The following is a 23,921-nucleotide window of genomic DNA, read 5'->3' on the forward strand; positions in this document are numbered from 1 at the left end:
AATGGGGTATCCGACAAATGGATCACAATCATAAACACAACGAAAAGAACAAAGAGTCAATCTCTCTTACTAGTGCAGTTGCAATGGGAACTGGCGTTATGATTGGTGCTGGTATTTTTGCGCTAACAGGTCAAGTAGCCGAATTAGCCGGACCTTTCTTTCCATTTGCTTTTATTGTCGGCGCTATTATTGCCGGATTCAGTGCTTACAGTTATATAAAAATGTCTAATGCATGGCCATCATCGGGTGGCGTTGCGATGATTTTGCAAAAGTCGTATGGCACTGGCGCGATTGCCGCTGGAGCGGCTTTATTGATGGCACTATCCATGGTCATTGCGGAAAGCCTTGTTGCTAGAACCTTTGCTTCTTACGTTTTGCGACCTTTCGATATCACTGGTGGTCTATTGGTGCCCATCATATCTGTTGGCGTCATACTTTTTGCATTTGCCGTCAATATGGCTGGAAATCGTTCGGTTGGCTTTCTGTCATCAATTATGGCGGTCATTAAAATTGGTGGTATTTCCCTGTTTGCCATAGCCGCATTGTGGTCGAGTGGATTTCAATTTTCTGCCAACGTTGATTCGACATCTACCTTTAGTTTAACGGGATTTATAGCTTCAGTGGCACTCACTATTTTAGCCTTTAAAGGTTTTACGACCATCACTAATAGCGGGTCGGAAATCACTAACCCGCATCGAAATATCGGTTTGGCTATCATGATTTCTATTGCATTGTGTGCTGTCGTTTATGTGCTTGTCACATTTGCTGTTGGCTCTAGTCTTTCCATTGATGAAATCATCTCAGCAAAAGATTACTCGTTGGCAGAAGCGGCAGAGCCAGCTCTTGGTCGCACTGGATTCTATTTAACCATCGTTCTTGCTGCTGTGGCGACATTGTCTGGCGTATTAGCAAGTGTTTTTGCGGTATCGCGGATGTTGGCTATGATGACTGATATGAAAATGATCCCCCACAGTCATTTTGGGATGTCGGGCTCTATTCGTAAACACACACTTGTATATGCTGTCGTGATTGCGTCGCTACTGGCCGTATTCTTTGATATCGGAAGGATTGCTTCACTTGGCGCTTTTTTATACATAGTAATGGACATGATTATTCAATGGGGTGTTTATCGCTATATGCGAAAGGAAATAAGTGCTTCGTCACCGATAATATTGATAGCGTTGACTTTCGATGCGATCGTTCTTACGGCTCTCACAATATACAAAATAAACACAGATCCGCTCATCGTTGTTTATTCAGCGGTTGCTATTGTTAGCATATTTTCATACGAACGATTTTACTTGTCTAAGTGGTACGGTAAAGACGCAACTGAAACATCTGAGTAGTCAGAGCCGTAATCAAGCAAATAGCGAAGATAAATATTGTAGGTTCAAGTTATCACGGCAACACTTTTTTCAATCATGTGTGATGGTGTTTTAACTTTTTGCGCTGGTCTTTTGCCAAGGCTTACTCGTCACCTTCTGGAGCTCTTTCTAGCGGTACAGCATATTGGTGACTATTCCCAATGATTTAACGTCATCTGACACCAAATAACCCTGTTCTAAAATAATGCTACAGCTTCGTCTTTGAATTCTTTTGGTATTGTTTATGGCGAGCTTTTTGTGACATTTCCACACCTTAATATTTGACGAATTATTGTCTCTTATTAAAGTGTCCGGTTTCATTTAACCATAACAATGCCACTGGCTGATATTGAATTTGAACCTTGTACCATGTCAGACATATTCATGCGCATGAATCGATATGAAAACATAAACTCGCTTACTCGGTGCATGTACAGCAATAGGCGCTTATGCCTTGGCCGTCAATAGCGAGAAGGGACTTGAGCTGGTTATGACTCTGTCATTACCGCTATCGGTTAAGTACCCAAACACACATTTTATGCCGTGAGGGGTAGCGGGGGCGCCTTCGGGGGATTCGATAAACTCAAGGCTACCGTCATGATTAAATGCTTTGAGTGAAATCCACTTGTATGCATGACCGGTACAGATAAGCACCGCATCGTCACTGGCGAATGCTTGTGCTCGATTTACCGCACTGTTGGCGACAAACACAGCAAAGGTGGCGTTGAACAATAAGGCAAATAACAGCAGCATAAGCATGGGCTGCTTAGACTTATTTCGGCAATTGCTTTCCTTGTAAATACACATCCAATTGTCGTTGTTTATTTTACTAACATATTGTTAGTCTACGGTTTTTTATGGGTTATCTCTAGCTATCGTGAACTTTTCAAGGTGTAAAAAAGGGGCCGAATGGCCCCTGCTTGTTACTTAATCACCAAAGGTGCAAGTCGTTATATTTCAAACTCTTTCTTGAAACGTAGACCAAATTCGCGTCTGTCGTTACTGCGCACAATTCCCACAAAGCCATTTTGTTGTAAGCGGCCTTGGTCATAGACTTCATCGGTCACGTTTTCGCCGTAAAGGCTTAATGACCAATCGCCATTCACCGAGGTGTAGTTCACATCGAAGCCAAGGATGCTGCGTGAATCTATGGTTTCATTTGGATTGAATACAGACTGCCCCTGCATTTCATCTCGGAATGAATAATCTGCTTTAAAGGCTAGCGTGGCACCACTGTCCAAATCGACATAATACGACGGGGCAAACATTAAGGTCCATTTAGGGGTCAATGCTGGTGAGTCACCTACACCAACGCCGTTGACGTTTTCGTCGACTTGGGTAATTTCAGAGTCTAGGTAACCGACCGCAGCGCGCAACGAGAAGTTGTCACTTACGTCTACGGTTGCTTCAAGCTCAACACCTCTGGCTTCCGATGAACCGGCGTTTTCCGTAATGGTGACAAAGCCGCCACCTGCAGTAGGATCAGAAAATGGCAGAGCCAAATCATCATATTCAGTGAAGAACACCGCGGCTAACAAAGAAACGTTTTCAGCAATTTTACCTTTCAGACCCGTTTCGTAGTTGATAGACGTGGTTTCATCAAACTGCACAAATTGATCCGCTCCACCAAATGGGCGAGGTGGAAACCCGCCTGTTTGGTAACCTTTTTGTACTTGAGCATATACGTTTAAACCGTTATCTAGTTGATAAGCCGCGTTCACATCCCAGGTGACTTCGCTGAATTCTGCACTTCTAAAGGCACGTTCAGCAAACGAGGGGAATAAGGCGTCCGCGTCTTTTTTATCTTTTGAGTAACGCAAACCACCGCCGACGGTTAACTTTTCAGAAATATCATAGGAGGCATTGGCGTAAATTGCGAAGGCGTCGGTTTCTTGATGTAAATCAAAAAAGCCATAACCGCCGAATGATGCAGAGCCATCAGTATTGAGGCTATCAGGAGTATTAAAAGGGGTAAATACATAAGGACCAGACTCAGTTGAGCCTTCCTCATTAAAGAAGTAAATACCTGACACAAAATCGTAATTATCGAAGGTACCGTTAACTTGCAACTCAACTGAGTATTGGTCAGCTTCACCTGTTTCAGGGAATTCGGACAAGTTCAATGGTGATGCGTCGTCGTCTAAGCCGCCTTCGTAGTCAGAACCGCGGAAGCTAGTGATCAATTTTGTTGAATAATTCTGGTTAATATCCCAATTCGCAGTAACTGATGCGCCCCAGCCAGAAACGGCGGTGGATTCAAGGCCTGCTACTGTGGTGCCAAGATCGTCAGGATTAGATGGCAACAAATCCGGCGTTAATAATGGGAAGTCCCCATTAAAAACATCAGTCGGATCTGGACTTGGGTCGGTAAATTCAACTGTATAAGGCGATTGTCCGCCTTCGTTGTCGTAACCATCTACGGCAAACAACAGGGAAAAGTTATTCGTGACTTTCCAATTGGCGGCTAAACGCCCACTGAATTCTTGTTCTTCACCAATTTCTTTTTCTGGGTTAACTAGGTTAACCGCTTTACCTACACCGTCGCGTTTTTTAAACGAGCCGCTCGCCGCGATGCTCACGTCATCGTTAATGTCACCATTAAGGTATAAGTCTGTGGCCACTCGGCCTAGTGTACCAACCTTAACAGCCACACTGGCGACTGATTCATCACCAGGTTTTTTGGTGATAATGTTTACCGCGCCGCCTAACGTGTTACGGCCATATAAGGTACCTTGTGGTCCGCGTAACACTTCTACACTGGCAATGTTAGGTAAGCTCAAATTTGAGCCCATTTGACGGCCCAAATAAACGCCATCTACATATACGCCAACCCCAGGGTCGGTAGTAATAATATGGTCTTGCAAGCCAATGCCGCGGATGAAAATAGAGGCATGCGCTGAGTTACCGGCACCATAACGGCTGATGTTTAAATTAGGGACATATTTGCCAACATCGTCTAGGTTGCTGATATTGGCATCTTCCATAAAACTGGCGCTTAAAGACGTGATGGCGGTGGGTGATTCAAATAAGCTTTCGGTACGTTTTCGTGCAGTAACCGTGATGTTTTCAAAGTCATCGCTATTGGCTTGTTTTTTTTCTGTGCTTTGTGCGTGCAAATTACCCGATAAGGCAATAGATATAGCAGCGCCAAGTAAGGTTAATTTATTCAGCGTATAAGTGTGTGTATTCGATGTAGGGCCCAAGTGTGCTCTCCAAGTCGTTTGACGCGCAGCATTATTAGAAGCTAATTTTATTAGCCTGCATGGATAGCTACGTCATTATAATTATAGGTCTTTGTTAACCCCGTTTTGTGTCTATATACGACAAAAAAACGCAGATAAAAAGATTGTCGAGAAGGGTCTCTTAGGCGGGCATTATAGACTAAATTAAGCTGGACACTTACGATTTATTACATTTTTTATCGTAAAAAGAGTGCGCATTTATTTTGTTGTGCTGGGCTAATTAAGTCTGGGTAGAGGCACCATTTAGCGTAGGGAGATAACCCAGCAGTTTGTATTACCCTTGCACGCGTGGGTAACGTACAATAGCGGCATTTGAAAAAGTCAGAGCAGGATTTTATGTCGATTCATTGGTATCCAGGGCACATGCACAAGGCCCAGAAAGAAATTAGAGAGCTATTGCCACAAGTAGACTTGTTGATAGAAGTGCTTGATGCGCGCATCCCCTATTCCAGTGAAAATCCGGCGATAGCGGCTATTCGTGGTGAAAAGCCGTGTATTAAGGTATTGAGTAAATCCGATTTGGCTGACCCAGAGGTTACCGCGATTTGGCAGGCACATCTTGAACAAGAGCGGGGGGTTAAAACGTTCACCACCACCACAGAACAGCCACAGAAGATGAAGCAAATCATTGATCTGTGCCGCAAAATGTTGCCAGAAAAAGAGGCCAGCATTAAAACCATCAACACTATGATATGCGGGATCCCAAACGTAGGTAAGTCGACCCTGATAAATATTTTAGCGGAACGAATTGTTGCAAAAACGGGTAACGAACCTGCCGTGACCAAAGCCCAACAACGGATAAATTTAGGCAGTGGGATCATACTGTTTGATACCCCAGGGATCCTGTGGCCAAAAGTAGAAAATCCACAAAGTAGTTATCGCCTAGCCACTACGGGCGCGATAAAAGATACTGCTATGGAATATGATGATGTGGGCTTTTTTGCTGCTGATTATCTGATCAAAGCCTATCCTGAGCTGCTCAAAGAACGTTTTAAGCTTGAGTATATTCCTGATACGGAAATTGAATTTTTAGAAATGGCTGCCGCCCAACGCGGTGCTTTGCGGGCTGGCGGACGAGTCAATTTACATAAGATTTGCGAAGTGCTAGTGAATGAATTTCGTTCCGGTAAATTGGGACGCATCAGCCTTGAAACACCAGAGATGGTATTAAAAGAAGAAGCTGAAATGGCCGCGGCGGAGCTTAAAAAAGCTGAAGAAAAAGCCCAACGTAAAGAGCGTTTTAAAACAGGCTCATTGACTCGGGACAAAAAAGCTCAAAAAGAGCATCGAATTGAGCGTGTACAACGTCGTAGTAAAGAAAAACAAGCCAGCAAAAAATAGTCTTAACAAAGGGAAGAGTCTGTTTGACCCAAGAATTATGAATAAACTACTGATTATAATCATGCTGTTTACTGGTACCGGCTGCGGTTCGCTGACGGTACAGAAGGGCCGAGCTAAAGCCACGGTAGAAAAGCCCGCCACGAAACCTTGTGGGATTGAAAACATCGACAAATGCAATGGCACCAGTTAAATGCCTGCTGGTTATTTATCTGCTTGAGCAATAGCAGCCAATATGTCTTGCATTTGTTGTTGCAATATTAAGCTGGTGGATAAAGGCATCAATTTCGTTTCAAGCTCTCCTGCAAGAATACTTTGACTGGCGGCTTCGATTTGAAACTCAAACCCAGAGCCTTTTCGTTGTTCTCTGAACTGCTCGATTTTACGGTCTGCTTGATATAACGCACAGCTGTCTGCTCGCCAAAAGTTTGCGATATCGATGTACCCTTTTTCTCCGATTATATATGCAGAGTTCTGCATTTTAGCTCTGAATGAGCAGGCTAATGTGGCGGTGGCGTGTGGATATTGGGCTAAAATAGTGAGGTCGTCTTCCACTCCCGTTTTTGCCCTTTGGTGACAGGTTTGGCTATGTATCGGTTGCTGACCAATAAAATGCTGAGCAATCGCTAAGGTATAAATCCCCATATCGAGTAAACACCCGCCAGCAAGCTGTGGATTGTACATGCGATCGCCTTCGATGTATGTTACAGGGTGGCCAAAATCTGCTTTAACATGGACTATTTCGCCGATTCTGCCGCTATCTAACCATTTTTTTGCTTGAATGATAGTGGGTAAAAAGTATGTCCACATGCCCTCCATTAAAAAACATCCGGTTTGGGCCGAAATATTCATCAACTGCTGGCACTGCTCGGGAGTGACCGTGATTGGCTTTTCACACAATACATGTTTACCGGCACAAAGCGCCGCTTTAGCCTGCTCGAAATGAAACGTGTGTGGCGTGGCAATGTATATTGCATCCACCTCAGAGTGTGCATAAAGAGCTTGATAGCCTTCAATCACATGAGCAAGATTGTAACTGCTCGCAAATGCCCTTGCTGAATGGATACTTCGTGCTGCTACCGCTTTAAGCTCAGCATGTTTGCTGTGGATAATATCTTGGCAAAATGTATGGGCGATACGACCTGCGCCCAGTACTCCCCAGCGGATTTTTTCTTGAGCGCTCATTGTAACGTCCTAATGTGTTCATTGGTTGCTGTTCAAGGCTAACCTGTGACGCATTGTTATGCATTTACGTTTATCTGAAATGAACCCACTGATTTGAGTAAAAAGTGATATTTGGTAAGGGGCGTTTGGTATGTTATGGGATACCTTAGTATCGCCTTATAGATTTTTCTCTCTCAGAGAATGGGGTTTAATTGCTCCAACGAAACGAGATAATCACTTATTAAGAACCGAGGAATTGACCATGTTGAAAATAGTTAAAACTTCTATCGCTATCGCCGCCACTTCATTAATGATGTCAGGTGTTGCCCAAGCAGACGTAGCAGAAGCATTGCAAAATATTTGCACCATAGTAAAAGCGGATGACAAAGGCGAACTACGTAAAAAGATGAAGCGAGTTCAATCCGACTACCGTTTGAAGTTACAAGATTATTACGCAGGAATTTCTTGCGGCGGTAACAGCTTAATTCGTACCGCTATGCTTAACGACGCGGTTGAAGCCGGTACATTATTGGTTAAGAAAATGCCAAAAAGTGATTTGTCCACACCTGAGCAAGACGGTAAAACGGTTATCGCTTGGGCATCGGAAAACGGTTTAAATGCGTCACCTATCATGAGTGTACTTAACGACCGTATCTAAATGATTCATTCGTCAATCACCTTTACTTGGTAACGACGAAAAACAGTTTCAACATGGTAAGCAGGTAGCGCTACTTGCTCCTTAAGAAATAGCCCCATATGGGGCTATTTTTTTATCTGTAAAACAAAGCTTTTTATTTTGACGTCACATTATTCATTGGCATGCTGAGTACGAACAAAACGTGCAGCAGTAGTTGGTCATGGCTTTTCCAATGCCGGTCTATTACGGTAAATCACAAACGCCTATCGATTTAAATTAACCGGCATGTTCACTATTTAAACGCCGTGCAGGATAAAGTAATGTGTTGGGTGCATGATCAGTATTGAGCATAAATCGCGTGCTCAAATGGACATCAACCCTTTCTAGAACGGATAAGATAAAAGCTATGAAAACAAAAACACTCTCAATATTACTCGCAATGGGCTCTGGGCTCAGTGGAATGTCCTACAACGCTCAGGCACAAGTTGAAGAAAAGGGTCTTATACAAACTCAGGTTGTCACTCGTCAGCAAGCGGATGTGAGCCATTACGATGGTGCCGTTTTTTATAGTTATTTTATCGGCGACACTGTGGGTAGCACAGGTGCCATAGCTGGTATGGCCGTGATAGAACCCGGCTTTGAGATCCATCCGCCCCATGAACATATAGATGAAGAGTATTTAACCGTGGTTTCAGGTCAGGGTGAATGGAGCGTTAACGGTAAAACGTTTCCGGCAAATACCGGGGATATGATTTACGTTGCGCCCAATGACTCTCACGGTATCTTTAATACAGGAGAGGTCCCGTTAGTTTTTGTGGTTAGTCGCTGGAAGAGCCAGCAACCGAGCGCCAATTAACGAACCTTGAGCATACCTTGCAAAAAATACCGAATATTTGCTTTTAAGCGGCAAATATTCTGGTTTGTTCAAACCATGCAGCCATTTATTGCACGCTAGTCAACATGGTTATAGGTATGTTATTTTGAGCTATTCAATGTTAAATATCAGGTAGTAAGGGACAACTATTGGTCAAGATCATATGGTTTTGCATTTCGTTGATTATTGGCACCATTCCTTGTGTAATTGCTGCGCAAGCTGTTGTTTCTGGCTTTTCTGAGCAATATCAAACCCTCACTTCGACCCTCACTTCTCAGCCCCAACAAGTATTATCAGAGTTACTCAGTAAACCGCCGTCAGTCAATACGAGCGATCCAAGCAAAGCTGAGTATTACGCGATATTAAGCGATACCTATTACGCGTTGACTTATCCACAAAAAGCCATCGACAGTGCCAGAAAAGGTTTGTCGTTTATCACTCAACAAAACGAGCCTTGGTTATATCAAAATATTAAATTGATAGAAGCCACGGCCCTTGAGATGGCGGGTAAATCTATTGAGGCATTACAAGCAGTCAATGATGCGATTGTATGGGCACAAGATAATGAAGATGAAGACACCTTTTTACTGGGTCTATATGTGCGTGGCTCGTTGTTTATTTCATTAAGTGAATACAGCGCTGCAGCGGAGAGCTTTCTTGAAGCGTATGACCGGACTACTCACAATACGGGTAAGATTTCTAAAGCCAATATTGCTGGCATGTTAGGAGTCATGTACGAAAAACGTGGGGATTATGAGTTAGCCATTCCTTATTACGCCGAAGCAGTTGCCCACGCCAGAAAGCACAACGAACCGCTGAACCTAAGCATCGTTTTATTTGGTTTAGGCTCTGCTAATTTTTATGCTGGCAATGTAGTGGTAGGCGAAGCGCAAATTAGTGAGTCCGCGGATATTGCCCGTGCACTAGGTGACGAGCAAGGAGTGGGATACGCACTCAAGCAATTGGCACAGATCAGTATCGAGCAACAGGATTATGCACTTGCTGAGCAGCGTTTGCGCGCTGCCGCTGACATATTCGCCCGTTCTGAAAATATTTCAATGGACTTTCAAGTATCCAGAAGCTTATTTATTGTGGCGCTAGCTACAGGTGATTACCAAAAAGCGCAAAAATATCGCGATAGCGCAATCTCATTTCTGATGCCGGAAACTATGCCCGCTGATGCCATACAATTGGCCATATTAGAGGGGCGATTGGCTGCCGCGCAAGGTGATTTTTCCGCTGCTTACGGACTCGCGACTCGCGCCCTTAAGTTGAGTGAATCCTATAATGAGAGTCGAAGTTCAGAGCAAATACATAGAGTCAGGGCGATTTATAAGGTGCGTGCGTCAGAGCAAGCTAATCGGTTACTTGAACACCAAAACCGGTTACAGCGTTTCGCCCTTGAAGCGCAGGAGCAGCGTAATCTATATTTGTGGTCGTTCAGTGGTATCACTGTCTTGGTGTGTTGCTTGTTAGGGGGGATGGTGTATAGAGTTAAGGCACAAAGCCGCGCATTATCAACGCTTGCCATCACAGATAGTCTGACCGGCCTGTTTAATCGAAGACATATTATTGAACAGCTCGAACGACAAGTGAATGCAGCCCAGCGCTACAAATACGACTTGTGTGTGGCGATTATCGATCTCGATTTTTTTAAAAAAATTAATGACAGTTACGGCCATGGAGTGGGTGATCGTGTGTTGGTCGAGTTTAGTCGGATCTGCAGTGACAATTTGCGTAAATCTGACTTACTCGGGCGCATCGGTGGAGAAGAGTTCTTGGTGTTATTACCCCACACCACGTTACAAGATGGGTATAATACCCTTGATGGCTTGCGTCGAAAATTGGCAAAAGTCAGTGACGTGCTGGGTATTACAGAGTTATCAATTAGTGTCTCAATCGGCTTAACCAGTTATGGGCAAGGCATTGACGGCATGCAACTCATGGCGAATGCTGATACCGCACTGTATCAGGCAAAAACACAAGGTCGTGATCAAGTCGTCGTACACTCAACGAGCACGTCCACAAATTCTTAATTAGGTTTACCAGCATATTATGGGAAATACACAGCGAGGGTTTATTCTTACCTCGGATCAGCGTGATATCGCGGGTAAAAGTTGTTTAGAGTTTTGGTTATCTAGCGCCGATGGCCCGATTAAAGTCACTACCACTGCTCAGCAACCGTTATTTTTTGTCAGTCAACAAGATGCCGATCAGGTGCAAAATATTCTAAGGCAAAGCCAAATACCCTGCACCTTAAAAAATTTGCCGTTAAAGCGCTTCGACCAACAAGCCGTGTGCGCAGTATATTTCCCACGTACTCATCAAGCCTATGCTGCCAAGGAGCGCTTGAGAGTGCAGGGGATAACGTGTTACGAAGCTGACATTCGGCTGGCCGATCGTTATCTTATGGAGCGCTTTATTTGCGCCAGCGCTGATATCATAGGTACACCACAGCAAGGTGTTAACTACCCTAGTTACGCTCAATGCCTGCTTAAACCCGCCCAGTACACCCCGCATTTTTCAGTGTTATCGATTGATATTGAATGCAGTGAACACGGCGAGCTATATTCCATAGGTTTAGCTGGGCCTGATTATCAAAAAGTTTTAATGATAGGCGATGCACAAGATGGCCCTGATTGGATCCAGTGGGTCAGTAATGAGCAAGCGTTGCTGCAATGCTTTATCGCTGAGGTGAAGCAAACCGATCCGGATATATTGATTGGCTGGAATGTGGTCAATTTTGATTTTCGTCTGCTGATTGAGCGAGCCCAGCGTTACAACTTGAAGCTCACATTAGGACGTGGCGGTGAGGCGGTTTACTGGCGAGACGCGCCAAATGAAGTGAATCAAGGTTATATCAGCATGCCTGGCCGAGTCGTGATAGACGGGATAGATGCGCTTAAAACAGCGACTTACCAGTTCAGTAGTTTTAGCTTGGAATTTGTCGCTCAAGCCTTGCTGGGCAAAGGTAAATTAAGCGAGGACGTAAACGACCGCTTAGCGCAAATTAAGCATGATTTCTTACATGCCAAAGTCAAGCTTGCCGAATATAACCTGCAAGATTGTCAGTTAGTTTTAGATATTTTCGACAAAACGAAAGTCTTGGACTTTCTCACCTTGCGCAGTCAGTTAACGGGATTAGAGCTTAACAGGGTAGGGGGTTCAGTTGCCGCATTCGTTAACCTCTATTTACCTAAATTACATCGGGCAGGTTATATTTCGCCGAATCGACCCATAGATGGCGGACTGGCCAGCCCAGGTGGTTATGTGATGACCTCTGCACCCGGCTTGTATCGCAATGTATTAGTACTGGACTTTAAGAGTTTGTACCCGTCGATTATCCGCACGTTTAAAATAGATCCCCTGGGGTTAGTAGAAGGTTTGTTGCAACCAGAAAAAGGCATACAAGGCTTTAAAAGTGCGATTTTCAGCCGGGATAAGCATTTTTTGCCAGACATCATTACGTCTTTGTGGCAACAGCGGGATACCGCGAAACGGAATAACGACAGTGCGCGTTCCCAGGCCATCAAAATACTAATGAATTCATTTTATGGGGTGCTGGGCTCGGGTGGTTGCCCTTTTTATGATACTCGCCTTGCTAGCTCAATCACGTTGCGTGGGCATGAAATTATGCAAACCACTGCCCGTTGGGTAGAAGAGATGGGATACGAAGTGATCTACGGCGATACGGATTCGATTTTTGTGTGGTTAGGTGACAATATGCCAGCAGAGCAAGGGCACAAAGTGGGAGTAGAATTGCAGCACGCTATCAATCAACGCTGGACGCACAATATCACTGAGCAACATCAACTAGACAATTACCTTGAAATTGAATTTGAAACCCAATTCAATCGTTTTCTAATGCCGACTATTCGGGGCTCAGAACTGGGCAGTAAAAAACGTTATGCTGGGCTAAAACGCATACCGGGTAGTGAAGATGAACTTGTTTTTAAAGGGTTAGAGTCGGTGCGCTCGGATTGGACTCCCATGGCAAAAAAATTTCAATTGACGCTTTATCAACGAGTATTTGCAGATAAAGATGTAAAAGCATACATTCGACAGGTGGTGGCGCAAACGCGTAACGGCGAGCTTGACGGGCAATTGGTTTATCGTAAACGCATCAGGCGACCTTTGGTGCAATACGTAAAAAATATACCCCCTCATGTGAAGGCTGCACGGTTAGCGGATGAGCGAAATACACAACTCAATAAGCCGCTTCGTTATCAACATAAAGGGCAAATAGCATATGTTATTACCCTAAATGGCGCACAGCCTATTGAATATCAAAGCAGCGCGTTAGATTATGAGCACTATATTGATAAGCAAATAAAGCCCATTGCTGAAAGTATTTTGCCTTTTATCGGGTTGTCTTTTATTGACATAACCAGTGCTCAGCTCGGTTTATTTTAGTAAGCTAACCCGCAGTTTATTGGTCAACCGTGTTGATTTCTAAGGAGAAGATATGCACGCCGTAAATGTAATGATCGTAGATGATGATGATATTACGCTAACATTGCTTGAGCATATTGTTGATGAGCTGGTTACTGGTGAAATCTTGGTTTTTTCCAGCAGTATAAAAGCCAATGCCTTCTTGTTAAGTGAAGACGCGCAGCGAATCGGCCTAGTTATTTGTGATTGGCAAATGCCGAGTGTCAGCGGGATTAAAATTTTGGAGACCTTGCGCACTAAGTCCAAAAATTGTCCCTTCTTAATGATTACGGCCAATCCGACCAAGGACTTGGTGATCAGTGCAAAGCGCTTAGGCGTGACAGATTTTATTGCTAAGCCTTTTAGTTCAGATGACCTTACTCAGAAGTTGTCTGTCCTACTAGAGAAAATTAGCCCAACGTAAATAAAGAGATTTTTCTAATTATGCAGTTTGACAAAATTATTGATAGAACCCCCTCCCATGCCTATAAATGGGAACGTTACAAAGGCCGAGATATTCTGCCTATGTGGATTGCCGATACCGAGTTTCGCTGTGCTGAGCCGATCATCGACGCCCTCAAATCCCGTGCAGAACATGGTTTACTTGGTTATACACTGCCTACCCATGCTGAAGGTGCTAATCAAGCTGTGATTCAATGGTTAGACAAGCAGTATGGCTGGAAAATTGAGCCACAATGGATAGTGTGGACACCGGGCGTGGTACCAGCGTTTAATGTTGCGTGCAAAGCATATTGTCAGCCAGGTGACAAAGTGATTGTGCAAACCCCTAATTATCCCCCAATGCTTGCGGCACCTAAACTGAATGGCTTACAGCGTGCTGATGTCCCTACCGTTGAAGTCGATGGGCGCTGGATGCTTGATTTTGACGTGCTTGAAGGTCACGCCAAAGATCCAAAATGTAGCTTATTTATTCTGTGTAACCCTATGAATCCGGTAGGTAGCATGTTGGACGAAGCACAATTGACTCGTGTGGCAGAGATATGTGCGAACAATAACGTCATGTTGTGCTCAGACGAGATCCATTGTGATTTAATTTTAGACACCCAAGCCAAACATATCCCTGCGGGTAAACTAGCTGCAGGCAAAGACAATTCAGTGACCTTAATGGCAGCCAGTAAAACGTTCAATGTTGCGGGTCTAGGCACATCATTTGCGATTATTCCCGATGCCAAAGTACGTCAACGGTTTAACCAGGCAGCACAAGGGTTAGTGCCCTGGGCGAATGTGATGGGTTTGGTGGCAACACAGGCGGCATTTACCCAATGCGACGATTGGTTAACTGCGCAGTTAGATTACTTGCGTGGTAATCGCGATTATCTTGTAGAGCAAATCAATCAAATCGAGGGATTACGCGTTATTGCGCCCCAGGCGACTTTTTTAGCCTGGATAGATGCCAGCGGTTTAGGTGTGGATAATCCACAAGCTTATTTTGAAGAAAAAGGCATCGGCCCTTCGCCAGGAATTGATTTTGGCGATAAACAATTTGTACGCATTAATTTCGGTTGTCCCCGTGCGCAGTTAGAGCAGGCTATTGCCTGTCTTAAAAGCTAACAACAGATAGCCCGTCTTAATAAACTAAATATATGCAGGCGCTAACCCCTCGTTTAAACAACAGGGGTTAGCGCTTTTTTATTACACATCATGCTATCGGTTCATTAATTAGAAGTTGACTCTCGCACCCAGCACAATAGAACGTCCAGGCAGCGGGGCAACATCTTTTAAGAATGAAGAATGCACTCGAGCCACTCGGTCGGTCAGGTTATTGCCTTTGATAAACAAAGTAACATCCGAATCAGCCACTGTGGTGTAGTAGTTCATCGCAGCCGAGACTAAAGTGTAGCCATCTGTTTGCGTCTCATAAGCGGCAAATTTATCTTGTTTTGCATAGTGGGTAGCGCCTAATTCAGCGTGCCAATCATCCGTCTCCCAATGTAACTGCATACCCAGTCGCATGGCTGGAATACGCGGCGCGTTGCGATTGCCTTCTTCGCTCGCGGGCTCATCAAATAACGCTCGGGTGTAGTCGGTAAAACTTTCAATACGTAGATTATCATTTAGGTGCCAATCTAACTGAGCTTCAAAACCATATAACACGGCATCCTGTTGGCGAAAGATAAACACGGGGGATGACTCATCATGGGCGTGTTCAGCATCGAGTGCATCCCCATCCCCATCCCCATCCCCATCACTGTGCACGTGTAATTGCTCACTATTAAGGCCGCTATCTTGTTCGTACAAATAGTTGTTTATATCATTATAAAATAAGCTGATATTGGCACTGACTGCATCACCTTGGTAGTGATAGGTAAGGTCAACATTGTTGGAGACTTCGTTTTCTACCGTTTTTGATGATTGCACCAATTCATAGCCATCTTCGTCCAACTGAATATCAAACCCGGCGCCGACTTCAAAGGTGCTGGTACTGATATGTAATCCGTTAGAGAAAATTTCGGCGGCGGAAGGCGCACGCTCGGAGCGAGCATAATTGAAAGCAAGTGAGTTTTTATCATCTAAGGTATAAACCACGCCGGCCGAAACGCTATTTGCATTATAAGATTCATTGGCAAAGAGAATGTCACTTTGTGTATCTGCGTCGTCTGTGGCAAAGAAACTATTATCCGGTTGATGTTTTATGTGTTCAAGACGCGCGCCGAGTTGCCACAGCAATGGACCCACTTTTTTTTCTTCTAAAATGAAAACTGCTGATGAGGTACTTTTGGTGCTCGGTGTGAACGCCTCTTCTCCCAAGGCCGAGAAGTCAGTCGCACTATAGTGCACCCCTACCACGCCTTCCCAACCGTTTAGCGCTCGATGTTTTGCCCATAAACGGGACTCTTTAGCTTCATTACTGAAGGTTGTGCCGACGGCACCATCTTCTATTTCGCTATGTTCGTAGTCTGTGTAAGCACTAAGCCAATGTACTTGGGTAAATAGGCCGTCTATGTTTTGCCAATCGACCCGAGACTGGTAACGATTTTGCTTTAGACGCGCAAAGACACTTTCTTCTTCGTGGTCTTGCTCGCTGATTTCGTCTTCTTCATGCTCATGTCCCGGGATCCCGTATTCGCTATCTAGCCGCGCATAAGAAAAAGCCACATTTACGTCATCGCCTATCCAACCTAATCCGACTGTACCGCCGCTGGCATCAATGGCTGAGTTTTCCAATGTGCCTACACTATCGGAACCTGGCTCACTCGCTTCATCAGGGATCTCGTAATCATCACTTTTACGGGTGAATCCATCGGCGTGCCAAGCAAAGTTGCCTACGCCACCATTGATATCCCCTGAAACGGTTTTTTCGTTAGAAACACTATCATGGGAAGCGGCGACTTCACCGGTTATCTCATCTTGACGTTCACGGGGTAAACGGTTATCGACCACGTTAACCACCCCGCCAATTGCGCCGCTGCCGTATAATAACGTGGCAGGCCCACGCATCACTTCTATTTGCGTTGCCGTCGAGGCCTCTACTGTGGTGACGTGATCAGGGCCAACACGCGATGCATCTGACGTATCCAAGCCATTTTGCAACACTTTAACCCGAGGGCCGTCTAACCCACGGATGATAGGGCTGCTGGCAACGGGACCAAAGTAAGTACTGTTGACGCCGGGCACACCTTTAAGGGTTTCACCGAGTGTTGCTGCTTGTGAGTTATCTAATGCTTCACCACCCAAGATGGTAACTGGCGTGGCGGATTCAAGCACTGAACGACCAATAGGATTGGCGGTGATAATTAAGGTCTCAATACTCTGTTCATCTTTTTGAATTGGTTTGTCTGCGGCATACACACCCGCACTGAGAAGTGCGCTGCAAAGCGCTGATAATTTTAACACTGCCATGTTGGGACCTTACTGCATTCTTTGGTTGTTGGTGATGTTATAATATAACATTGATTGGATGTACTGAGTCAACGCTTAATTTAAATTTTTTGCAGGAATGGGTTTGACCTAGGTATTTCGCGGTTGGAATAGCATTGCTGCCTAAGGCAATAACATCAGCGAACGAATGTTCATTCAAAGGGGAATTTCGGTTCTTCAAATCCGCTGTGCTTTTTCACGAGCAATGTCTACGGTCTGTGCAGTTGTTGACCAAAGAATCACCTGGGGCTTAAGTGTGCAAAACACCTAAGTTAGCCAAGCTTACGTTTTGCTGCATTGCACGCACCCTGTATATTACGGATAATGCGCACAAACCTAAAACTGAAAATATCTGCATGACGACAAATGAATTTTCGCGAGAGCAAGAACTTAACGCACTTTGCCAAAGTGATGAACTCAGCCGTGTGCTGTTCAGTGTGGATTATTTAAAAGGGCTGGTCTTTGCGGTTGCCTCCTCTCCAGAAATCCCTATGCCTGAAGTATGGCTACCATGGATTTTTCGCCAACATGGGCAAATACCTGATACGGATACCGCCGACAAACTAACGGATTTGTTAATGGCAATGTTGCAACATCAATTACGCTTGATGCGTGACAATCTGGTGACGCTAGATAAAACCTATGTGGTACCGCAACAAGCACACACATTAGCCAGTAATACGTTACCTTTATCTCAGTGGTGCAGTGGTGTGTTAGCAGGTCATAGTGAGCTTGAAAGTGTGTGGAATAATGCTTGGTTTAAAATGCAAAAACAGCATCCGCAAAATATGGACCTAGCGCGCAAAAATTTGAGTCATTGCCTGACTATGTTAAGTACTTTTGCAGATCTGCCATTGGCGTATGAGCAAGCGATAGAGCGTCAAAATGCACAACAATTTGTGGCGTTGCTGCCCACAGTCTTTTTATCATTAGAGCAAGCCCTGAAAACCTATGTAGGATTATCAGGGCAATTAGTTGAGTATTTACCCAATCAATTTGAAACCTTTAGTCAGCCCGCCGGTAGCTCTAAGCTTTGAGTGCTACACAAAGCGAATACTCACTGTTGAATGGTTTTTTTCGCTTTCTGTTTCAATTCATAATCAAGCTCTTGGGGAGAAATGATTAACCCCTCTTCGTTTTGATTAGGGAACACAGCAATAAATACATCGTCTTCTTCTAAGCCTGATGTCCAACTAGCGTGCCACTTATCTAAACTGATCGCTTTTGCTTCACAGTCTTGCCATTCACCTGTTGCCCATGATTGAGCAAATTCTTGGTTAGGCCAAACAGGGGCGCAGTCTTCGTCTTCAGTATTGAGCATCACGCAGCCATCCTGATCAGTGAGGATCCAAATTTGTTGCTGGGCAACGACTTCATTTACTAAATAACGCAGTCGCTCTTCCGGTGTATAACGCTCAATTTTGTCGATGCTTTCTTGGTCTAGCGCATGATTCATAGGGTTTACCTTTAATGTAGTTATTAACTGATCTTAACCGATGGGCGAGCCTATACCAATGGCTTTCGGTTTTGCATGGGCTAAACAAAGCGCAAATCTTAGGGGCGACTTATGAGGCCGCTAAACAGCACAGATCTCGGCCCGCTGATTTAGCCTGATACATAGCAGTATCGGCTCGACCTAACCACTCGAACCCCGTTTCATCGGACTGATATTCAGCTAAGCCTATGGACACTGTGATGCGTATACCTTGCTCAAAAGGAAAATCGTTGACTGTCTGACGAATATTTTCGGCCAAGGCGATGGTTTGTTCCAAAGTATTGCTGGCCAGCACCACGAATTCTTCGCCACCAAAACGGAAAAGATGCTGATTTGGGTTCAGAATATGTTCGATTAAGGCCGCAGTTTGGGCCAAAACGTCATCGCCACAAGCATGTCCTTGTCGATCGTTTATTTTTTTAAATTCGTCTAAATCAATCAACAGCAAACAGGCAGAATTGTCAGCGGGTTGTTGGCGTTGTTGCGCCACAAATTCAATCAGCTTCTCTTCCATCGCTCGGCGATTACCTGCCCCGGTAAGGGGATCTTTATAAGACAAAATGAGTAGCTGGGCTTGTTGATAAAGCATGCGATCTGAAAAGGCGTAGCTAAAAATAAAGGTAATAAGGGTGGAAAAATAAAAACGTACGTTATCTAGCATGCTCATGTCCGATGAGAGTAAACAACCAATTACGGCAACCGTTATCACGCACAGCAAAGCCGCTAAATTAGGGGGGATAATAAAAAACAAACATATGATTGCAGGATAAACCCAGACAATCTGTTCTGGCCCTTTAAGCCAGATTGTACCAGTGGCAATACCGATACAGATAATCGAAAGTACCCAACGGGCCAGTAACGTACGCTTGGTAAAGTAGACATAAGCAAGCAAACTGGTGGTGGTGGCAACAGCGACAAAATCCAATAATGCGATGTGCCAATCTTGATTATAAATACGAATAATTAAGAAGGGCAAAATGCACAGTGCCGCTGCTGCACTAATTGACATGACAATTTGCTCTTCTGAGGAACGTTTTTGGTATTTCATAGTGCCCTAAACTTCCTTTTAATACGTATTAGTGGCTTATAGCCATAAACCTATATTAATGGGCTTCCCCTTTATTGCCAATATTACTGCTGATAGATCCGACTAATTTCAAGTGTTAGACCGTTGCGCCGATTTTTACGCTTAACATATTAGTAACGTTTTAATTCCAATATCACCTGTAAATTAAAATAATATTTGCCTATATTGCTTTGTTGTCGATTTTAATTTGGATTATTTTTGTTTTAAGTAATTATAAAAGGATGGCACTCACTCATGCACGATGACAATCACCTGCTCCACGCTAAACTTCTTTCACCTAAACGCAATACCACCCAGGCTGCCAGCATTGACGAACTGACACAGGAACAGCTGCAGCATTTTGGTATCGACGTGAACAGTGATTATGGCCAGGCTTTATATCAAGCCGCTAGCCACTTGTATCATGCTCAAGCGGATGTGAATCAATTATGGAAGGTCACTAATGAGACGTTGGGGCAGTTGGCCCAACAAGATAAAGTGGCGTACTTTAACGCTAAAAAATTCTTATCATTTCAGATCGCTAAGGTACTCGATACCTTGCAAAATCCTTTCAGAGCCACGTACCAAAGCATGACCAATCAAGGGGGAGCAGGCTTATCAAAACATCATTATCCCTTGTTCGATAATGTCACCGCTTTGTTTTCTGCCACACCTGTGGTGGTGCGCACCGCCACCTATGTTTATGCCTGTACCGAATGGGTTGATGATGCATTTCAGGGCAAAGAGTCCACGCATCAGATTTACTCGCGTTTGTTAAACCCCACTAACATATCGTTGGCCAATGCTATTGTAGATTTGGAAGCGGGTCCCTATGCAGCAGATTATCTCGCGTGGAATTTCAACTCAGGAATGGCCGCCATCGATGCCTTATTGTGCAATGTGTTGAGCCACGGAGATGTGCTGATTGTCTCGCGCAATGTTTACGGTGGTGTGTACCAGCTACTACATGACTTTTTCGCCAGAGAAAATCGTTTGAACATTCAATTGGAGTGGTTTGATGGTTATACCGCCCTAGCCTTTGATGAATTTTTAGTTAAGAGCAAAGCCAAACACGCCAAACGTCTGGAAAATAACGCGCTGCATGTATATCTCGAATCCCCCTGTAATCCCCATGGTTATGTACTTGATATTGCCGGTATCAGTAAAATAAGCCACAGTGCTGGTCATTTAGTCATGCTTGACTCCACGTTAGCCACGCCCGTTTTACACCAACCTCTGCAACGCGATGATGAGCAAGAGCGTCCAGATTATGTGGTGCACAGCTACACCAAAGACATTTGCGGTAGCGGGGCAACGACAGCAGGGGTGGTGATAGGACAGGGGTACCGCATGTTTCAGGCAAAAGGGGATTGTGCAAACGGCTATGATTGGTCAAAAACCATGTTCTGGGATGTGTACTACATTAAAGGTGCATTTCTCGACTCTGAAAAAGCCTTTGACGTACTCAATGGTATGAAAACGTTAGAAATGCGTATGCTACAAAAAGTGATTAACACCTCTGTGTTCAGCCAATTTATGGCGTCGCATCCCGATATCAATGTAAATTGCCATGCCATAGAGGGCCACCCCAACAGCAAGTTGCGCGCCAGCCAAATGCGCAACGGTTGGTCTTGCCCACTGTTTACCATGGATATGCAAGGCGGTGATATTGATCGTGACACATTCGTGCGCTTTTTTGACGGGCTTGAGCCTGCGTTCAGCCACCAGGTCAGCATTGGCCAAAGTAATACCATCATTCTATGTCCTGCCTTGACATCACATTCTGAACTAGATGCAGAAACCCAACAAAAAGGGGGTATTTACTTGACCACCATGCGTGTGGCAATGGGAACTGATAATGTAAAAGCGTTAATTGGGCATTTAATTAACAGCGCACGATTACATATTGACCCGCTTTATGCCGGTTTTAGTCAGGGTTTTATGTCTGCTGAGCAGATTGATAGCTTGTATCGCGACGTGGCCACCCAAGTGATGCAGCAACAGCAAGCATCATTAGGCAAGATGCAGGAATGGATTGATTAAGATATGGATAACCCCAGTCCTAAGTACTTGCCAGTTGCATAATTAGGGCTGAAATTCCTTGCTGCTTTACCTATACTGAGCGATTCATACTATTACCCATAGTCGCTCGTTTTCTTTGCTTGGTTTTGTCGACGAAACTCTTACTCAGTTTAGCGCTGCACTTTCGTTAACTGTCGAGTTTGCAATGTCCCATGGTTGGAAGTTTTCGAAGGCCAAAGGAACACGCCATGTCACTGCCACCTTCCACTTTTGCCACTGATTTACCTGCTCAACATGCCAGTCTTGCTAGCCTTTTTGGTTTTACGCAGTTTCGCGGCGGGCAGCAACAAGCGGTGACTCAATTACTAAGTGGGCATTCTTCTTTAGCTATTTTTCCTACTGGCTCTGGTAAATCTTTATGTTACCAGTTCTGCGCGGTCCATCTGCCCCACCTCACGTTACTCGTCTCGCCGTTACTGGCTTTGATGAAAGATCAATTGGCTTTTTTACAAGGCAAGGGGATAGCCGCTGGAAGTATCGATTCGACGCTTAGCGCAGACGAGCAGCGCACAACCATGGAAAGAGTACGCAGTGGTGAAATTAAAATACTTATGGTGTCGGTGGAGCGCTTTAAGAATGAACGGTTTAGGCAGTTCATTGAAAGTGTTGATGTGTCTATGTTGGTGATTGATGAAGCACACTGTATTTCTGAATGGGGGCATAACTTTCGCCCAGATTACCTGAAGTTGCCAGATTACCGGGCCCAATTGAACATCCCTTTGGTATTGCTGCTAACCGCCACGGCGACCAAAAAGGTCAAACTCGACATGGCTAAACGTTTTGCCATTTTACCTGAACATATAGTGCAAACGGGCTTTTATCGACAGAATCTGGATCTACAGATATTGGCCGTACCTGAGCAACAAAAAGCGCACACACTTTTGCAACTGGTTCAGCGTCAGCAAGGCTGCGGTATTGTGTACGTGACCCTTCAGCACACTGCCGAACAGGTGGCCCAACAATTAGCCGCAAATGGCGTCGTCGCTAAGGCCTATCATGCTGGGTTAGCTGATGAAATACGTCAGGGAGTTCAGCAAGACTTCATGGACGGTCATACCCAAGTGGTGGTGGCGACTATCGCCTTTGGTATGGGGATCGATAAATCGGACATTCGCTTTGTTGTGCATTACGACTTACCTAAATCTATCGAAAATTATAGCCAAGAGATAGGCCGGGCGGGGCGTGACGGGCAAATGTCTTACTGTACGACTCTAGGGAATTTGGACGGTCTGCATACAGTGGAAAACTTTGTCTATGGAGATACACCTGAATTACGGGGCATCGAGCATGTGTTGAATGATATTCGCCAGGGTACGCAAGTTGCTGGCGATGCCCAGTTAACTGAACACCAGCGCGGTCACCAATGGGAAGTGCAAATTCATGCCTTATCAAGCCTGAGTAATATTCGCCAGTTGCCACTTAAAACCTTATTAGTACAGCTAGAATTACTGGGCGTAGTGCGCCCGCAATATGCTTATTTTGCTGATGTGCGCTACAAGTTTTTGCATGATAAAGCTGAAGTATTAGGACGCTTTGATGCGCAGCGGCAAGCATTTTTAAATCTTATTTTTCAGCATACTGATTTTAAGAAAGTCTGGGGCAGTCTGAATTTTGATAGCTTGTTTGCACAAACGGGCAGTGAGCGCTCACGGGTTGTGGCCGCCTTGGAGTATTTACAACAACATCAATTAATAGAATTGCAAACGAAGCAAATGACCGAGGTGTTTCAGGTCGATGTTGAAAAACTCAATCAAGGTCAAATGGCTGAAAAACTGTACGCATACTTCATGGATAAAGAACAAAAAGAGTTAAAACGCATTGCTATGTTAGTGCGTTTTTTTGGGCTGGATAAATGCCTGAGTCATAATTTGTCCCGTTATTTTGATGATCAACAAGCGCCTGAAAAATGTGGGCATTGCAGTGTGTGTAAAGGGCAGGTGGCGTATTTAGACGTTACCAACGAGGTCCCTGCCATTGATTCACATGCAGTGGCTGAGGCGATGCAAGTGTTAGCAAAACACATTCAGCAAAAACAAGAGCACCCGCCTAGCGCCGACACCTACTGCCGTTTTCTAACGGGCATGAGTACGCCTTTGTTTACCCGCTTAAAAGTCCGTCAGGTTTCTGGTTACGCACTGTGCGCCCAAGTAAGGTATGGCGCAGTAAAAGAGGTGGTCAGTCAGATATTAGCGCAATGAGTTAATGGGACTTACGTTCATTTTGCCAGACCTAATGATGTAAGCGATGATTGCAGCAAAGCGGCAAATGCGCATAAAATCACAAAAAATACATAACTTGTTACTGAAATTGGATTAAAAGGTATCAATTTACATCTTAGTAACATTTAAT

Annotated in this window: 17 protein-coding genes; 11 read left to right on the plus strand and 6 right to left on the minus strand. The window is 44.6% G+C overall.

Features of this window, described 5'->3' with window-relative positions:
- Nucleotides 1–17 precede the first annotated feature (17 nt).
- Nucleotides 18–1,346: an APC family permease gene (locus GPLA_RS20815; protein WP_040515572.1), complete on the plus strand. Its 1,329-nt coding sequence runs from the start codon at nt 18–20 to the stop codon at nt 1,344–1,346.
- 465 nt (nt 1,347–1,811) lie between these two features.
- Here the strand turns inward: GPLA_RS20815 and GPLA_RS20820 are convergent, their stop codons facing one another.
- Together GPLA_RS20820 and GPLA_RS20825 are read right to left on the minus strand one after the other, a co-directional pair.
- On the minus strand, nt 1,812–2,117 hold the full coding sequence (locus tag GPLA_RS20820) for a hypothetical protein (RefSeq protein ID WP_153810604.1): 306 nt from the start codon (nt 2,115–2,117) through the stop codon (nt 1,812–1,814).
- Nucleotides 2,118–2,314: 197 nt separating this feature from the next.
- On the minus strand, nt 2,315–4,567 hold the full coding sequence (locus tag GPLA_RS20825) for a TonB-dependent receptor (RefSeq protein ID WP_007107000.1): 2,253 nt from the start codon (nt 4,565–4,567) through the stop codon (nt 2,315–2,317).
- 375 nt (nt 4,568–4,942) lie between these two features.
- On the opposite strand from GPLA_RS20825, the gene ylqF reads away from it, so the two are divergent.
- Nucleotides 4,943–5,947 (plus strand): ribosome biogenesis GTPase YlqF, encoded by a 1,005-nt coding sequence (ylqF, locus tag GPLA_RS20830; RefSeq protein WP_007107001.1) that lies wholly within the window; start codon nt 4,943–4,945, stop codon nt 5,945–5,947.
- A 201-nt stretch (nt 5,948–6,148) separates the two neighbouring features.
- On the opposite strand, the gene GPLA_RS20835 is transcribed toward ylqF, so the two are convergent.
- Nucleotides 6,149–7,129: a Gfo/Idh/MocA family protein gene (locus tag GPLA_RS20835; protein ID WP_007107003.1), complete on the minus strand. Its 981-nt coding sequence runs from the start codon at nt 7,127–7,129 to the stop codon at nt 6,149–6,151.
- Between the two features lie 241 nt (nt 7,130–7,370).
- On the opposite strand from GPLA_RS20835, the gene GPLA_RS20840 reads away from it, so the two are divergent.
- The 6 genes from GPLA_RS20840 (at nt 7,371) to GPLA_RS20865 (ending at nt 14,622) form a co-directional block, all read left to right on the plus strand.
- Nucleotides 7,371–7,766, plus strand: coding sequence for a DUF3718 domain-containing protein (locus tag GPLA_RS20840; RefSeq protein ID WP_007107004.1), 396 nt, complete (start codon nt 7,371–7,373; stop codon nt 7,764–7,766).
- A 385-nt stretch (nt 7,767–8,151) separates the two neighbouring features.
- Entirely contained in the window at nt 8,152–8,601 is a 450-nt protein-coding gene (locus tag GPLA_RS20845; RefSeq protein WP_007107005.1) for a cupin domain-containing protein, read from the plus strand.
- A gap of 167 nt (nt 8,602–8,768) precedes the next feature.
- Nucleotides 8,769–10,655 (plus strand): diguanylate cyclase, encoded by a 1,887-nt coding sequence (locus tag GPLA_RS20850; RefSeq protein ID WP_040515576.1) that lies wholly within the window; start codon nt 8,769–8,771, stop codon nt 10,653–10,655.
- Between the two features lie 19 nt (nt 10,656–10,674).
- A complete protein-coding gene (locus tag GPLA_RS20855) occupies nt 10,675–13,032 on the plus strand; it encodes a DNA polymerase II (protein WP_007107007.1) in 2,358 nt (785 codons plus the stop codon).
- A gap of 52 nt (nt 13,033–13,084) precedes the next feature.
- Entirely contained in the window at nt 13,085–13,474 is a 390-nt protein-coding gene (locus GPLA_RS20860; protein WP_007107008.1) for a response regulator, read from the plus strand.
- Between the two features lie 20 nt (nt 13,475–13,494).
- Nucleotides 13,495–14,622 (plus strand): MalY/PatB family protein, encoded by a 1,128-nt coding sequence (locus GPLA_RS20865; RefSeq protein WP_007107009.1) that lies wholly within the window; start codon nt 13,495–13,497, stop codon nt 14,620–14,622.
- A gap of 108 nt (nt 14,623–14,730) precedes the next feature.
- Here GPLA_RS20865 and GPLA_RS20870 read toward each other — a convergent pair whose 3' ends face one another.
- A complete protein-coding gene (locus tag GPLA_RS20870; RefSeq protein ID WP_007107010.1) occupies nt 14,731–16,911 on the minus strand; it encodes a TonB-dependent receptor in 2,181 nt (726 codons plus the stop codon).
- Between the two features lie 374 nt (nt 16,912–17,285).
- Here GPLA_RS20870 and GPLA_RS20875 point away from each other — a divergent pair, with 374 nt between their 5' ends.
- Nucleotides 17,286–17,966, plus strand: coding sequence for a UPF0149 family protein (locus tag GPLA_RS20875; RefSeq protein WP_040515602.1), 681 nt, complete (start codon nt 17,286–17,288; stop codon nt 17,964–17,966).
- 20 nt (nt 17,967–17,986) lie between these two features.
- Here GPLA_RS20875 and GPLA_RS20880 read toward each other — a convergent pair whose 3' ends face one another.
- The gene (locus GPLA_RS20880) at nt 17,987–18,385 is read right to left on the minus strand and encodes a DUF2750 domain-containing protein (protein WP_007107013.1); all 399 of its coding nucleotides are present in this window, start codon (nt 18,383–18,385) and stop codon (nt 17,987–17,989) included.
- A gap of 109 nt (nt 18,386–18,494) precedes the next feature.
- Nucleotides 18,495–19,472: a GGDEF domain-containing protein gene (locus tag GPLA_RS20885; RefSeq protein WP_007107014.1), complete on the minus strand. Its 978-nt coding sequence runs from the start codon at nt 19,470–19,472 to the stop codon at nt 18,495–18,497.
- 273 nt (nt 19,473–19,745) lie between these two features.
- On the opposite strand from GPLA_RS20885, the gene GPLA_RS20890 reads away from it, so the two are divergent.
- Both GPLA_RS20890 and GPLA_RS20895 read left to right on the plus strand, forming a co-directional pair.
- On the plus strand, nt 19,746–21,533 hold the full coding sequence (locus GPLA_RS20890) for a trans-sulfuration enzyme family protein (protein ID WP_007107015.1): 1,788 nt from the start codon (nt 19,746–19,748) through the stop codon (nt 21,531–21,533).
- Nucleotides 21,534–21,760: 227 nt separating this feature from the next.
- Nucleotides 21,761–23,770 (plus strand): RecQ family ATP-dependent DNA helicase, encoded by a 2,010-nt coding sequence (locus GPLA_RS20895; RefSeq protein ID WP_007107016.1) that lies wholly within the window; start codon nt 21,761–21,763, stop codon nt 23,768–23,770.
- Nucleotides 23,771–23,921 lie beyond the last annotated feature (151 nt).

Origin of the sequence: Paraglaciecola polaris LMG 21857, assembly GCF_000315055.1 — a bacterium.
Taxonomy (GTDB): domain Bacteria; phylum Pseudomonadota; class Gammaproteobacteria; order Enterobacterales; family Alteromonadaceae; genus Paraglaciecola; species Paraglaciecola polaris.

Excerpts from the sequence above, each read along its gene's own strand:
- GPLA_RS20815 (WP_040515572.1), top strand. The coding sequence starts at position 18 with ATGGATCACAATCATAAACACAACGAAAAGAACAAAGAGTCAATCTCT.
- GPLA_RS20820 (WP_153810604.1), bottom strand. The coding sequence starts at position 2,117 with ATGCTGCTGTTATTTGCCTTATTGTTCAACGCCACCTTTGCTGTGTTT.
- ylqF (WP_007107001.1), top strand. The coding sequence starts at position 4,943 with ATGTCGATTCATTGGTATCCAGGGCACATGCACAAGGCCCAGAAAGAA.
- GPLA_RS20835 (WP_007107003.1), bottom strand. The coding sequence starts at position 7,129 with ATGAGCGCTCAAGAAAAAATCCGCTGGGGAGTACTGGGCGCAGGTCGT.
- GPLA_RS20840 (WP_007107004.1), top strand. The coding sequence starts at position 7,371 with ATGTTGAAAATAGTTAAAACTTCTATCGCTATCGCCGCCACTTCATTA.
- GPLA_RS20845 (WP_007107005.1), top strand. The coding sequence starts at position 8,152 with ATGAAAACAAAAACACTCTCAATATTACTCGCAATGGGCTCTGGGCTC.
- GPLA_RS20855 (WP_007107007.1), top strand. The coding sequence starts at position 10,675 with ATGGGAAATACACAGCGAGGGTTTATTCTTACCTCGGATCAGCGTGAT.
- GPLA_RS20860 (WP_007107008.1), top strand. The coding sequence starts at position 13,085 with ATGCACGCCGTAAATGTAATGATCGTAGATGATGATGATATTACGCTA.
- GPLA_RS20865 (WP_007107009.1), top strand. The coding sequence starts at position 13,495 with ATGCAGTTTGACAAAATTATTGATAGAACCCCCTCCCATGCCTATAAA.
- GPLA_RS20870 (WP_007107010.1), bottom strand. The coding sequence starts at position 16,911 with ATGGCAGTGTTAAAATTATCAGCGCTTTGCAGCGCACTTCTCAGTGCG.
- GPLA_RS20875 (WP_040515602.1), top strand. The coding sequence starts at position 17,286 with ATGACGACAAATGAATTTTCGCGAGAGCAAGAACTTAACGCACTTTGC.
- GPLA_RS20880 (WP_007107013.1), bottom strand. The coding sequence starts at position 18,385 with ATGAATCATGCGCTAGACCAAGAAAGCATCGACAAAATTGAGCGTTAT.
- GPLA_RS20885 (WP_007107014.1), bottom strand. The coding sequence starts at position 19,472 with ATGAAATACCAAAAACGTTCCTCAGAAGAGCAAATTGTCATGTCAATT.
- GPLA_RS20890 (WP_007107015.1), top strand. The coding sequence starts at position 19,746 with ATGCACGATGACAATCACCTGCTCCACGCTAAACTTCTTTCACCTAAA.
- GPLA_RS20895 (WP_007107016.1), top strand. The coding sequence starts at position 21,761 with ATGTCACTGCCACCTTCCACTTTTGCCACTGATTTACCTGCTCAACAT.